This window comes from Odoribacter sp. Z80, assembly GCF_009935865.1.
In the GTDB taxonomy this organism is placed as follows: domain Bacteria; phylum Bacteroidota; class Bacteroidia; order Bacteroidales; family Marinifilaceae; genus Odoribacter.
In genome coordinates, this window is record NZ_QWEL01000003.1 from 76,522 (window position 1) to 90,695 (window position 14,174).

Consider the following 14,174-nt stretch of genomic DNA (forward strand, 5'->3'; position numbering starts at 1 on the left):
AAAGCCATGATCATCTCCAAATTAGAAAATAGTTTCCGGATTGAATCACTTCATCCTTTATTTAAAACCCTGTTTGACTACGTCAAATGCCACAATCTCCTGAAAGAAGAAACAGGTAAAATCGTCTTACAGGGAGAAGATTTATTTATCAACAACGTAGCCTTAGAGGGAGTAGAAAAAAATAAACAACCGTTAGAATTACATCGGGACTACATTGATGTACATATTCTTCTGGAAGGTCGTGAATCTATCGGTTGGAAACCTATTGAAGATTTACAGGAGGAACTCCAGGCCTATAAAAAAGAAGGAGATTGCGCCTTATATTCCGACAAGCCTACAACTTTCGCAGACCTCCATCCGGGAGAATTTGTGATTGTTTTTCCGGAAGATCCCCATGCTCCGGCAATCGGTCAGGGAAAAATCCGCAAACTGATAGCTAAAGTGAGAGTTTGAAAAATCATACACATGAATAAAAATATAGATTTAACAATATCCTGTTATGGAGAGGTGAAAAAAAACCACTATCACTTGGCCATTCTGCCGTGGGGAGCCACCGAACCGCATAATCAGCATCTTCCTTACCTGACTGACTGCATTCTTTCTCAGGCTATTTCTTTAGATGCTGCCGGCTTAGCTCTTCACGAGAACCAAGTTCGCTGTATGGTACTACCTCCGGTATTCATGGGCTCTCAGAATCCGGGCCAACGGGAACTGGAATTCTGCATTCATTCCAGATATGAGACACAAAAGGCCATCCTTACGGATATCGTCGCCTCCCTTTCTCATCAAGGACTCCGAAAATTGGTTATCATCAACGGGCATGGCGGCAACAATTTTAAAAATATGATCAGGGACCTTGCCGTAGATTTTCCGGATTTTTTGATTGCGACCACCGAATGGTTTACCATAGTTCCTCCCCGGAATTTTTTTGAAGAAAAAGACGACCATGCCGGAGAACTGGAAACGTCCGTAATGTTGCACTATCATCCGGAATGGGTGAGGCTTGACCTGGCCGGAGAAGGAAAAAGTAAACCTTTCGCCCTTTCTTCGTTAAAAGATAAGATAGCCTGGATTCCGCGCAACTGGCAAAAAGTGACTCAAGACACCGGAATCGGAGACCCCCGAAAAGCTACCGCATCAAAAGGCAAACAATATGCGGCAGCCGTAACCGGAGAACTTTGCCGGCTATTCACCGAATTAGCTCTAAACGAGAATATTTATATCGAAAACTAAACAAATTATATTAACATAATTAATCCTTTCATATGATTACAAAAAATTATATCGCAAAAGGTGAAGGCGCAGACAGGCTGGAAAAAGTTCCTGTTCAGATCTACGAAAAACCTTCGGAAGCAGTAAAAGCTGTAGCTCAGGAAATGGCAACTCTTATCCGCGAAAAAACGGCAAAGGGAAAAAAATGTGTATTAGGACTGGCCACCGGCTCCTCTCCTATTAAACTCTATCAGGAATTAGTGAGAATGCACCGGGAAGAAGGATTGTCCTTCAAAAATGTCATTACTTTCAATCTTGATGAATATCTGCCGATGCAGAAAGAATCGGAGCATAGTTACCATTACTTCATGCACCATCATCTGTTCGACCACATTGATATAGACCCCCAAAACATTCATATTCCGGATGGTACTCTAAAAAATGAAGAAATCGAAGATTTCTGTAAAACTTACGAACAAGCCATTGAAGCTGCCGGAGGTATTGATATCCAGATATTAGGCATCGGCCGCACCGGCCATATCGGTTTCAATGAACCCGGTTCCTCCATGACATCCAAAACCCGCATGGTCTATCTGAACGAACTGACCATGAAAGATGCATCAGGCGACTTCGGAGGCATAGACAAAGTTCCGGCTCGCGCCATCACAATGGGAGTAGGCACCATTATGAAATCTCATAAGATTATCCTGATGGCCTGGGGTGAAAATAAAGCTCCGATCGTAAAGAAAACGGTGGAAGGCGGAATTACAGACTCTGTGCCTGCTACTTTCCTGCAAACTCATCCCAATGTTCAGTTCGTCATTGACGAAAGTGCCGCAGAAGAATTAACCCGCGCTAATCTGCCCTGGTTGGTAAGTAAAGTAGAATGGAGTGATAAGCTGATCCGAAAAGCAGTCATTTGGCTTTGTCAGAAAGTCAACAAACCGATTCTGAAAATCGAGAATAAAGATTACACAGACAACGGAATGAGCGACCTGATTAAAACTTTCGGTTCTGCCAATAAGGTAAATATCCAGGTATTTAATGATTTACAACACACCATTACCGGATGGCCGGGAGGGAAACCCAATGCAGACGATTCTACCCGTCCCGAAAGAGCTACTCCTTATCCTAAACGGGTATTGATTTTCAGTCCCCACCCGGACGATGATGTCATTTCCATGGGAGGTACTTTTGCTCGTCTGGTGGAACAGGGCCATGAAGTTCATGTCGCTTATGAAACTTCCGGAAGTATTGCCGTATTAGACGACTACCTCTACCAGCAGATGGACATTGCCTGCTCATTCACCAAATTGTCCGGAGGAGACCTCTCCGCCATGGAAAAGGCGTTCAAACAGATGAAAAAAGATATCGAATTGAAAAAACTGGATGAACCCGAATCCTCCGATTTATTAAAATACAAAGCGGCATTACGCAGGGCAGAAGCCCGTGGCGCCGACCGTTACTTAGGCGTACCGGAAGAAAGAGTACATTTCTTGAATCTACCGTTTTACGAAACAGGAACAGTAAAGAAAAATCCGTTAGGCCAGGCAGACGTAGATATTATCGTAAAACTTTTACGGGAAGTGAAACCCCACCAAATCTATGCAGCAGGTGACCTGGCAGACCCGCACGGAACCCACGGTGTTTGCCTGGATGCAATCCTCCGTGCCTATAATGTAGTTGACGGTGATGATTGGTTCAAAGAATGTAACACTTGGTGGTATCGTGGAGCATGGATGGAATGGGAAATTGAAAAAGTAGACATGGCTGTGCCCATCAGTCCGGCAGAATTAGCCATCAAACGGAAAGCCATCTACAAACACGGCTCCCAGAACAACGGTCCCGCTTTCCCCGGAGACGATCCCCGTGAATTCTGGCAGCGTGCAGAAGACCGCAACCGGAACACAGCAGATATATACAACCGTCTGGGAATGGCCGAATATGAAGCTATCGAAGTATTCGCCAAATATGTTCACAAACACGGAGATACGCTGAAATAATAAATCTTAACAGTATGAAAAAGAAAACAACCCTTTTAGTCATGGCAGCTGGTATGGGTTCCCGTTTCGGTAGTCTGAAACAGATTACTCCACTCGGACCGCACCAGAAGGCCCTGCTTCACTATACCGTATATGATGCCGTCCATGCAGGATTTGACAAAATCGTTTTTATCATCCGGGAAAGTTTTGCTCAGGAATTTAAAGATTTCGTCGGTAAATATTCAGAGAACTTGGTAGAAACAGACTATTGCTACCAAAGCATGGAAAACCTGCCCGGAGGGATGCCACCCATTGAGCGGGAAAAACCTTGGGGTACAGCTCATGCCATTTGGTGTGCAAAAGATATTATTCACGAACCCTTCGCGGCATTGAATGCTGACGATTTTTACGGCAGTGATGCTTTTGTAAAAGCGCATGATTTCCTCGCCAACGAAGCCAGTGACGAAGAATTTGGATTGGTAGGCTACCAATTGGCAGCTACACTGTCTGAAAACGGAACCGTATCCCGGGGAATATGCGAATCAGATAACAACCAGCATCTGACTTCTGTAACCGAATGCACGAAAATCGGAATTGAACCGGACGGAACCATCAAAGACCAGGATAGTGGCAAAATATTACATGCAAACGACTTGGTTTCCATGAATTTCTGGGCTTTCACACCCAAAGTTTTCCAGGAAATTGAAAAACAGTTCATCGAATTCTATCCGGCAAACAAGGATAATCTGAAATCAGAATTCTACATCCCCAAGGTAGTAGACAAAATGATTAAGGATAACACAGCACAGGTAAAAGTGCTGAAAACCGATGCAAAATGGTTTGGAGTAACTTACAAAGAAGATACTCCTGGTGTAAATGCCGCTTTAACGGCATTTGACAAAGAAGGCAAATACCTGGATTTGTAATTCGCAAACTTCTGAAATTGTCTGAAACCTTTAGTGAGGCTGTCTTACCGTCAATCGGCTGACAACTTCACTAAAGAGTTTTCAGACAATCTTTTCATATAAACGATTTACTTAGATAAACTACCGCATCCCCTTCCATGAGTAAATTATTTTTTCTGTTTCCCGCCATTTTTTTTCTTCAGTTAAATGTAACCCAGGCTCAATACCACATTGACATTCATGTCAGACAAATGGCAGGACAAAAGGTTACACTGGGATATTATACCTCAGACAGCAAACTGTTGGTTCAGGATAGTGTCATACTCAACTCCCAAGGAAAAGGAACTCTCCGGAATGAGCAACAGAAACTCGCACGAGGACTTTACCTGCTGGTTTTTTCCCGCACCAAATATTTCGACCTGCTCATCGGTGACCAACAAAATTTTTCTGTTTGGGTAGATACACTGGACATCCAGGGAAGTATGCGCATTGAAGGCTCGCCAGAGAATCAGGAATTTTTGAAATTTCAACGTTTTATTCAATCCAAGAACAGAGAAAAACAGCAACTCAAAGATGCTTACGACAAACATCCTCAAAAAAACGAAGAAACCACCAGAAAGAAATACCTGGAACAATTAAAAGCCATAGACCGAACGGTCCAGGATTATCTGGTACCCCTAAGACGAGGTGACAGGGGAAGTGCCCTGATGGCTCTCGTCAACTTTTCCGTTCAAACCGAAACCCCGGATTTTTCAAAAGAAATAGCAGAAAATACCCCGGACCGGGAAGTAGAAATATTACGGAAAACACTTTATTACGAAAAAGACCATTACTGGGAAAGAATCAATCTCCAGGATAGCATATACATCCGGATTCCCGGATTTAAAAACAAGCTGGAAAACTATTTCAGCAAAATGCTGCCCCAACATCCGGATACCATCTGTCAGGAAGCAATCCGACTCATAGAAAAAGCACGGGGAAATACAACCATGTTCCAATATATGACTGCCACTTGCTTTAATTATGCTTTAAAAAGCGAAATTATGGGAATGGATGAAGCATGGGTAAAACTGGGAAAACGCTATTACCTTTCACGGCAGGTGAAATTCGGAGGAACCGAGGAAAATCTCAGGCAACTGGAGCGGGAAATAGCCCTGACTCAATATAACCTTATCGGTCAAACGGCTGTAGAACTAAAACTCCCGACATTGGAAGGCAATTGGGTAAGCCTTCATGAAACGGAGGCTCCCTTTATCCTGCTACTTTTCTGGGAGGAAAATTGCGGCCATTGCAAAAAACAAGTACCCCAGATAAAGCAAAAATTACTGGACCGATTTAAACCCTATGGTTTCAAAATCTTTGCCGTCCACGGAGCCAACGAAAAAGAAAAATGGGAAAGATTCATCATTGACCATGAATTGTTCGATTTCATCAACTGCTGGGATCCCCACCGACAATCCAACTTTCAAATGTACTATCATGTAGACGCCACCCCCGTTATGTACATGCTCGATAAAAACAAAAAAATCATCGGCAAAAAACTCAGCATTGAGCAATACGCCGATATGCTGGTCCACGAATACAAAAAAATAGGGATAGATATTCCTACAAAGGAATAATAAATTACTGCATTTACCGAAAATATTGTATTTTCGTAAAAATAAATCATCATCGAATCTATTGTCATGAGCACAAAAAATATCTTATATTTTCTATCTATCATCACACTGGCTATTTCCTGTGGAGATAAAAAAAACGTCAGCATATCCGGAACTATCCAAGGGGCAGATAAAGAAAAAATTTATCTGGAACAACTGAACGTAGATAAAACTTACCCGGTCGACTCTACCTGTACGGATAAAAAAGGCCGGTTCTCTTTCAAATTGACAACCCAATTACCTACCTTTTATAACCTCCGGACAAACAGCGGAGAATCCGTCACCCTTTTAGCTATGCCGGACGAACAAATAAAAATAAACGGCCAGTTGAAAGGTCTTGCCCGGAATTATTGGGTCGACGGCTCCGACCATTCCCTCTGGATTAAACTTCTGAACTTCCAGCATCAACGCACTTTATCCCACATGGATTCTTTACAAAAAATATACACCTCTCTTCCTCAGGATGTCTCCGGGAACAATGAAAGGCAAAGACTGACAGCAGAATGGGATTCTGTTATTTCGAAACAGATCAGTTTCTCCAAGGACTTCATTTTAAAGCATGCAATTTCTCCGGCTTCCTATTATGCCTTATATCAAAAATTTGACAAAGACAATTTTATTCTCACTCCTCAGGAAAATTTACATTCCTATAAAATCGTGGCTTCATCTTTGCAGGCCCTCTATCCGGAATCACCATACACCAAAGCCATCCTCACCCATCTAAAACAAATTAATCAGACACTACAAGGAGAAAAACTCCGTCAATTGATTGCCAGCAGTGAAGGTTCTTTACCGGAAATCCGATATGCCAACATCCAGAATGACACTCTTTCTCTCAGCTCTTTCAAAGGAAAATACATCATTCTGGATTTCACTATTCTCCAGGCAGAAGGAGCGCCGGCTGCCATCGAAAACCTCAGGAAAATTTATAATAAATTCAAACACAAAGGGGTTGAAATCTACCAGGTGTGTCTCGACCCCAACAAAGCAGATTGGGAAAAAGCCGTGAAATATTTCCGCATAAACTGGCCTTGTGTCTGGGACCCGGACGGATTGAACAGTCGAGCCGCACAATCGTGGAATATTCAAAATATCCCGGCAAACTATATCATCAATCCCCGATATGAGATTGTAGGCAAAAATTTATCCGGTTCCCGTCTGGAAGACAGGTTAAAAGATTTAATCCGATAAGAGCTATCATGGTGAAAAAACACACCCATCCGGCCATCCCCCAGTCAGAAATACCTCTGGAACTTCCCGAAGGGAAAAAAGCATATTTCCTTTCGGACGTCCATCTGGGAGCTCCCGTCTTGTCTGACAACCAAATCAGAGAAGACCGCTTGGTAAAATGGCTGGAAACCATCCGGACCGACTGTGGCATTTTATTTCTTTTAGGAGATATTTTTGATTTCTGGTTCGAATATAAAAGAGTTGTACCGAAAGGGTACATCCGGTTTTTAGCCAAAATCTGCGAATTTACAGATGCAGGAATTCCTGTGCATTTTTTCACCGGCAACCATGATATATGGGCCTTCGATTACCTTCAAAAAGAATGCGGAATACGGTTACATCCCCATAATGAAATCTTTTCAATCCGTAACAAACGATTCCTGATAGGACATGGAGACGCCCTCAATCCCTCAGACAAAGGCTACCTGTTTCTTTACCGAATTTTTCATAATTCTTTCTTGCAACATTGCTTCCGTTGGATTCATCCGGATATCGGCATCTGGTTAGCCCGCAAATGGTCTTCCCACTCCCGGCTTGAAAACGGCCGGATAGAAGCTGATTCTTTCCGGGGAGAGGACCAGGAGGAAATCGTCCGCTTCTGTAAGCAGACAGCCTGCCAACAGTATTTTGATTACTACATCTTCGGCCACCGCCATCTTCCTCTCGATATCTCCATCGGCAAAAAAAGCCGCTATATCAATACAGGAGACTGGATCACTTATTATAGCTATGCCGTTTTTGACGGAAATCAGACAGAACTTCATTCCCGGAAAGACTTGTCTGTTTAACAAAATTTTCTTAACTTACATGAAACTTAACCCATAAAGAAAAGTGTCATGTTGGTCAAAATATTCAGTGGGGCCGTCAACGGAATTGAAGCTACCACCATCACATTAGAAGTTAATATTCTGACCGGGGCAAAATTTATCATTGTTGGTCTGCCAGACAATGCCGTCAAAGAAAGTCAGCAAAGAATTGATTCGGCACTACGGGAAATCGGAACCCGCATTCCCGGTAAACGGGTTATTATCAATATGGCACCGGCAGATGTCAAAAAAGAAGGCTCTGCCTATGACCTTCCTCTGGCAATAGGTATTCTGGCCGCTAATGAACAACTCACCTGTGAGAACCTGGAACATTGCATCATTTTAGGAGAGCTGTCCCTCGACGGAAGTCTGGTCCCTGTAAAGGGCGTTCTTCCCATCACCATAAATGCAAGGTTTGCAGGCTTCAAACAAATAATCGTTCCCCTTGAAAACGCCAATGAAGCTGCTGTTGTTGAGGGCATCGAAGTATTCGGATTCAGTCATATCCGGGATGTTATCGCCTTTCTGAATAAAACCCGAAACTTTCCTCCCTGCTCTTTTAATCCTTCGTCCCAACTGCAGGAAAATTTTTCATTCTATGATTTTAAAGACGTAAAAGGTCAGGAAAACGTAAAAAGAGCCTTAGAGATTGCAGCTGCCGGAGCACATAATTTACTAATGATTGGCAGTCCGGGCTCAGGAAAAACCATGCTTGCCCGCCGTCTATCGGGCATCTTACCGCCCATGAACACAGAAGAATCGCTCGAAACCACTAAAATCCATTCCGTCGCCGGCCAATTATCACGCAACTGCTCCCTGATCACCCACCGTCCTTTCCGAAGTCCCCACCACACCATCTCCGACATTGCTTTAATCGGTGGAGGTGCTATTCCCCATCCCGGAGAAATCTCTTTAGCTACCAACGGAGTTTTATTTCTGGACGAACTCCCCGAATTTAAACGAAGCGTACTGGAAGTGTTGCGCCAACCCCTGGAAGACCGAAAAATCACCATCAGCCGGGCCCGCTACAGTGTCGACTATCCGGCTAATTTCATGCTGATTGCTTCCATGAATCCTTGTCCGTGCGGTTATTACAACCACCCAACCAAAGAATGTACCTGTAATGGAAGCGCCGTACAACGTTATCTCTCCAAAATATCCGGGCCGTTGTTAGACCGTATTGACATGCACATAGAAGTCGTACCAGTAGAGCTGGATAAAATAACCGGCATCCAGGAATCTACTCCAAGTGCCGTTATCCGGCAACGGGTTATCACTGCCCGGCAACGACAAACCAAACGATTCAGAGATTATCCCGGCATACATTGCAACGCCCAAATGAACCCAACACTTTTAAAACAATTCTGTCCTCTGGATTCACAATGCATGCAGCTTCTCAAAATGGCTATGCAAAAATTCGGTTTCTCAGCCAGAGCTTATGACCGGATTATCAAACTATCCCGGACAATTGCCGACCTGGAGAATTCAGACCGCATCCTTCCTCCCCATTTAGCAGAAGCCATACAATACAGAAGTCTGGACCGGGAAACCTGGGGCAATTGAACTATACCCTACTCAGAATGTCTTCTAAACCCTCAAAATGATTTTTATAATCCTCTAAACTTCTGCGGATAACCTCATAAGCTTCTTCTTTTCCGTACACATGCGTTATTTCCACCTTACGCTGGCACTCCTCACCCGGCATATCCTTATAAGTCAGAAAATAATGTTTCAGACGGTCTACCACCACATGCGGCAATTCTAAAATATCGTTATAAACATTATAGGTTGCATCGTGTTTCAAGACAGCAATAATCTTATCGTCAGCCTCATTCCCGTCCAACATGCGGAAACCGCCGATAGGCCTTACCCGGGCCAGAATATCTCCATGAGCAATAGTCCTCTCTGTCAGCACGCATATATCCAAAGGGTCACCGTCACCGTTAATATCAGCCTTTTGGGTCTGCTGCATAGCATATTCCGCCACCAAATCACCGCAATAACTCTGTGGAATAAACCCATAAAGCGCCGGAACGACATTGGAATACTTCTGAGGACGGTCTATCTTAATATATCCGCTGACCTTATCCAACTCGTACTTTACCGTATCTGTAGGCACCATTTCAATAAAAGCGGTAACTACTTCCGGTGCATCTGTGCCGACTTCTATGCCGTGCCACGGATGTGATTTATAACGCAAGCCCATCAAACGGGCTATCGGGTCATTAATTTTATTTCCCATAATACTAATTAAACTTTTCCTCAGACTTACTGCGGAATCTGAAATAATGAATATTCAATATATTCAATTAAAGTATGAATAATCTTGATATGAATTTCCTGTATCCGGTCAGAATGTTCTTGCCAGGGTACAACAATAGAAACATCGCACAAATCCTTCATCTTCCCACCGGTCTTCCCCATCAACCCAATCACTTTCATTCCTTTGACTTTAGCAACTTCTATAGCCCGCAACACATTTCCGGAATTTCCGGAAGTACTGATAGCAAACAAAACATCCCCGGCCTGCCCCAATGCCTCAACGTACCTGGAAAAGACAGAATCAAATCCCATGTCATTGGAGACACAACTCATATGAGAAGGATCGGCTAACGCAATTGCAGGTAAAGCCACACGGTCGGAACGAAAACGTCCTGTCAGTTCTTCGGCAAAATGCATGGCATCACACAAAGACCCTCCGTTTCCACAACTAAACACCTTCCCTCCCCGCCGAAACATCTCAACCAACATATCCCCTGCCTCACACACAAGCTTCATATTCCTCTCATCCGCAATAAAATCATTCAGCACCCGCTGTGCATCTAAAAAGCTATTTTTTATTAAATTCATGGATTCTCGGTTACACCAACGTCTCTTTATAAATACCGGATATTCGATAATTGGCTGAACAAAACTACATATTACAACCCTATTCAGCAAATCATTATTCAAAAAAGTCTTTTACCTTACGAAAAAAACCTTTTTTATTCTCTACATTAACCGGTCTCAAAAAAGTTTGCTCTTTCAGGTCTTCCATAACTTTCTTATCCTCCCGTGATAAATTTTTAGGTATCCAGACATTAACTTTCACCAGCAAATCACCTTTACCATATCCATTCACATCAGGAATTCCCCTGCCTTTCAAGCGTAAAATTTTACCGGGTTGAGTTCCGGGTTCTATCTTCACCTTTACCTTACCTTCCAAAGTGGGAATTTCCACCGAATCTCCCAATACTGCCTCAGGAAATCCAATAAAAGTATTGTATAACAGATCATTACCATCCCGCACAAAATCCGGATGTTCCGCTTCCTCTATCAACACAATCAAATCCCCGTTCACTCCTCCCCGCCGGGCTGCATTTCCCTTACCGTTCAAAGCCAACTGCATACCGTCAGCAACTCCCGCCGGAATATTCAGTGTAATCACTTCTTCCGACAACTGAACGCCTTCCCCGTTACAATGAGGACATTTCTCATTGATAATCTTCCCTTCTCCTTCACAAGTAGGGCAAGTAGAAGTGGTCTGCATAGCCCCCAAAATAGTATTCTGCACCCGCGTAATCTGACCGCTGCCATGACAAGTATTACAAGTCGTAAACGACGTGCCGTCTTTCGCTCCCGTTCCATGACAATGAGTATCGGCTACATATTTTTTCACTTTAATTTTCTTTTCTATCCCTGTAGCGATTTCCTCTAAAGTCATCTTCACCTTGACCCGCAGATTAGTACCTTTATTCACCCGCCGGGCTGAACGTCCCCCTCCACCAAAACCACCGAACCCGCCAAAGCCTCCAAAACTTCCGAATATATCTCCAAAGTGGGCAAAAATATCATCCATACTCATACCGCCACCACCAAAGCCACCAGCACCACCCATACCGGCATGACCAAACTGGTCATAGCGGCGTCTTTTCTCTTCGTTACTCAACACATCGTATGCTTCCGCAGCCTCTTTAAATTTTTCTTCCGCATCTTTATTTCCGGGGTTCCTATCCGGATGATATTGCAAAGCCAATTTACGGTAAGCTTTTTTTATTTCGGCAGCATCGGCATTTTTCGACACTCCCAACACTTCATAATAATCTCTTTTTTCAGCCATCACTCCAGATTCAATTTCAGGTCCGGATTTTCAATTCCTTTGAAATCCGAACCCAAACATTTCAAAACATTATAACATATATCATTTTCAAACACCTTCAGCAACAATCTCACACCGGACACACACCGGTTCTCCACTTTTTATTCTCCCACCACCACTTTCGGAAAACGAATCACTTTATCATTCATTGTATATCCTTTCTGAATGCAATCCACCACCTTACCCTTCAACTCCTCCACAGGAGCCGGTATTTTAGTAACCGCTTCCTGAAGCTCCGGGTCAAAATCCGTATGAATACATTCCATTTCCTTTACTCCATTCTGAGCCAGAAAATCTTTGAAATTAGCATAAATCAACTCCACCCCTTCACGCAAAGCAGGAACATCAGTTGCTGTCTCCATACTTTTAAGGGCTCGCTCGAAATTATCCATAACAGGCAGGATTTTTTCCAGAATCTGTTCCCCAGCATGTTTCGTAAGTTCCATCCTCTCTTTCAAAGTACGCTTCCTGTAATTATCAAATTCTGCTGATAACCTCAAATATTTATCATTAAGCTCAGCCAATTTTCGGTCCGACTCCTCGGCTTGCCGGCATTCTTCCTTCTCTGTAGCCTCCTGCTCCCGTCCGGCATCTTCATGCATTTCATTCAGTTCTTCTTGTTCCTGGTTATCTTTCACATCCTTAGACATAACATTTGATTTTAGTTAACTAAAGTCTCCCTTCACAGGAATTACTTCATATTTTGTTTTATTATTGCTTAAAAGTTGTACGGAAAAAAAACATTCCGGATTTCATAAAAATTACTAAAGCAAAACTAAGCAAAAACTTTGCCATTACCAAAAGTTGTCACAATTCCCCCTCTCACCTGCCAATATGGCATTTTACACATTTCCAGACCTACCTTCCCGCTTTCCTCCAGTAATTTAACATACCTTCATCGGCAAAACTAAAATAAGCCCCTTGCCCCACTATAATATGGTCATACAATTTGATATTCAACAAATCTCCCGATTCAAAAATCTTCTTTGTAATCATTTCATCATAAGAACTGGGCCTTAGCGTCCCTCCCGGATGATTATGGGCAATCAGGATATAAGCTGCTTTCCTGTGCAGTGCATTCCGGAAAAGAACCCGGACATCCACAACCGTTCCATCCATACCTCCGGACGAAAGACATTCACAACCTTTCACCCGGTTGGATTGGGTCAGATAAATCACCCAGAATTCTTCATGGCTCAAATCTTCCATAAAACGACGGATATAATCATAAGCATCCCTACTAAAACGAATCAGAGTGTAAGCATCCGCATCTTTCGGCTTCCGGCGTCTGCCGATTTCCATTGCAGCAATAATAGCAGAAGCTTTTGCTATCCCTATCCCCTTATAATTATTCATCAACTCCCGAACCTCACACTGAGCTAAAATGTTCAGGTCATTCTGGTAATCCGCCAATACCCGTCTCGCCAAACTCAAAGCCGATTCCCCATCCACTCCCGACCGGAACAGAATAGCAAATAATTCACTCAACGATAAAGAAGCAACTCCCTGCTGAAGTAATTTTTCACGGGGACGCTCATCTTGAGCCCAAGATTTCATGGAAATGTATTGTTCATCCATCATACACCACGATTAGGATAAACAATTTACAAAAAAAATGAAAGAAAAAAAACAAATATACCTCTAAAAGACATGAAAGAAAGGAGATGAGTTTTTCACTCATCTCCTAAATATATAACGATTATATAATCAATTACAGCTTGTTAACGTGCAATGCCAACTTAGATTTCAGATTGGCAGCTTTATTATCATGAATGATATTCTTCTTAGCCAACTTATCCAGCATCGCAACCACTTTCGGCAAAAGTTCTACAGCAACAGCCTTTTCTGTCGTCATACGCAATTTCTTAACAGCATTACGAGTAGTTTTTGCATAATAACGATTATGTGCTCTTTTAGTTGCAGTCTGCCTGATTCTTTTTTCTGATGATTTATGATTTGCCATCTCTACAAATATAAAAATTCAACTTCTTAATGTAGTCAGTACGGGAATCGAACCCGTGTTGCAAGAATGAAAATCTTGTGTCCTAACCCCTAGACGAACTGACCATGGGTCTTTTTTTGTAATGTAGTCAGTACGGGAATCGAACCCGTGTTGCAAGAATGAAAATCTTGTGTCCTAACCCCTAGACGAACTGACCAAGGTTTTGCTTAGCGGATGCAAATATACGGCAAATTTATTTCCTACCAAAAAAAATGCCATTTTTTTTCAAGAAAGAGGCAGA

General features: G+C 42.9%; 14 protein-coding genes and 2 tRNA genes. 8 read left to right on the forward strand and 8 right to left on the reverse strand.

The window, feature by feature from the left end; all coding sequences use genetic code 11:
- Positions 1–6 precede the first annotated feature (6 nt).
- The 8 genes from D1136_RS03775 (at position 7) to D1136_RS03810 (ending at position 9,356) form a co-directional block, all read left to right on the forward strand.
- A complete protein-coding gene (locus tag D1136_RS03775; protein WP_161876302.1) occupies positions 7–453 on the forward strand; it encodes a YhcH/YjgK/YiaL family protein in 447 nt (148 codons plus the stop codon).
- Between the two features lie 12 nt (positions 454–465).
- On the forward strand, positions 466–1,233 hold the full coding sequence (locus tag D1136_RS03780; protein ID WP_161876303.1) for a creatininase family protein: 768 nt from the start codon (positions 466–468) through the stop codon (positions 1,231–1,233).
- 32 nt (positions 1,234–1,265) lie between these two features.
- The gene (gene nagB / locus D1136_RS03785) at positions 1,266–3,215 is read left to right on the forward strand and encodes a glucosamine-6-phosphate deaminase (protein WP_161876304.1); all 1,950 of its coding nucleotides are present in this window, start codon (positions 1,266–1,268) and stop codon (positions 3,213–3,215) included.
- A 14-nt stretch (positions 3,216–3,229) separates the two neighbouring features.
- Complete coding sequence (locus D1136_RS03790) at positions 3,230–4,120, forward strand: sugar phosphate nucleotidyltransferase (protein ID WP_161876305.1); 891 nt, start codon at positions 3,230–3,232, stop codon at positions 4,118–4,120.
- Between the two features lie 137 nt (positions 4,121–4,257).
- Complete coding sequence (locus tag D1136_RS03795; protein ID WP_161876306.1) at positions 4,258–5,718, forward strand: redoxin domain-containing protein; 1,461 nt, start codon at positions 4,258–4,260, stop codon at positions 5,716–5,718.
- A 66-nt stretch (positions 5,719–5,784) separates the two neighbouring features.
- On the forward strand, positions 5,785–6,948 hold the full coding sequence (locus D1136_RS03800; protein WP_161876307.1) for a TlpA disulfide reductase family protein: 1,164 nt from the start codon (positions 5,785–5,787) through the stop codon (positions 6,946–6,948).
- An 8-nt stretch (positions 6,949–6,956) separates the two neighbouring features.
- Positions 6,957–7,775, forward strand: coding sequence for a UDP-2,3-diacylglucosamine diphosphatase (locus D1136_RS03805; protein WP_161876308.1), 819 nt, complete (start codon positions 6,957–6,959; stop codon positions 7,773–7,775).
- Positions 7,776–7,823: 48 nt separating this feature from the next.
- The gene (locus tag D1136_RS03810) at positions 7,824–9,356 is read left to right on the forward strand and encodes a YifB family Mg chelatase-like AAA ATPase (RefSeq protein WP_161876309.1); all 1,533 of its coding nucleotides are present in this window, start codon (positions 7,824–7,826) and stop codon (positions 9,354–9,356) included.
- Between the two features lies 1 nt (position 9,357).
- Here D1136_RS03810 and D1136_RS03815 read toward each other — a convergent pair whose 3' ends face one another.
- The 8 genes from D1136_RS03815 to D1136_RS03850 all read right to left on the reverse strand — a co-directional run bounded on the left by D1136_RS03815 (position 9,358) and on the right by D1136_RS03850 (position 14,090).
- Positions 9,358–10,035 carry an inorganic pyrophosphatase gene (locus D1136_RS03815; RefSeq protein ID WP_161876310.1) on the reverse strand — a complete coding sequence of 226 codons (678 nt, stop codon included), beginning with the start codon at positions 10,033–10,035 and terminating at the stop codon, positions 9,358–9,360.
- Positions 10,036–10,061: 26 nt separating this feature from the next.
- Entirely contained in the window at positions 10,062–10,643 is a 582-nt protein-coding gene (lpcA, locus tag D1136_RS03820) for a D-sedoheptulose 7-phosphate isomerase (RefSeq protein ID WP_161876311.1), read from the reverse strand.
- 94 nt (positions 10,644–10,737) lie between these two features.
- Positions 10,738–11,892 (reverse strand): molecular chaperone DnaJ, encoded by a 1,155-nt coding sequence (dnaJ, locus tag D1136_RS03825; RefSeq protein WP_161876312.1) that lies wholly within the window; start codon positions 11,890–11,892, stop codon positions 10,738–10,740.
- Between the two features lie 140 nt (positions 11,893–12,032).
- Positions 12,033–12,581, reverse strand: a complete 549-nt coding sequence (locus D1136_RS03830) for a nucleotide exchange factor GrpE (protein WP_161876313.1) — start codon at positions 12,579–12,581, stop codon at positions 12,033–12,035.
- Positions 12,582–12,789: 208 nt separating this feature from the next.
- Positions 12,790–13,488, reverse strand: coding sequence for a DNA repair protein RadC (radC, locus tag D1136_RS03835; protein ID WP_237566981.1), 699 nt, complete (start codon positions 13,486–13,488; stop codon positions 12,790–12,792).
- A 154-nt stretch (positions 13,489–13,642) separates the two neighbouring features.
- Positions 13,643–13,894 carry a 30S ribosomal protein S20 gene (rpsT, locus tag D1136_RS03840; protein WP_161876314.1) on the reverse strand — a complete coding sequence of 84 codons (252 nt, stop codon included), beginning with the start codon at positions 13,892–13,894 and terminating at the stop codon, positions 13,643–13,645.
- Positions 13,895–13,926: 32 nt separating this feature from the next.
- A tRNA-Glu gene (locus tag D1136_RS03845) sits at positions 13,927–13,998 on the reverse strand.
- Between the two features lie 20 nt (positions 13,999–14,018).
- Positions 14,019–14,090: transfer RNA gene (locus tag D1136_RS03850), tRNA-Glu, on the reverse strand.
- Positions 14,091–14,174 lie beyond the last annotated feature (84 nt).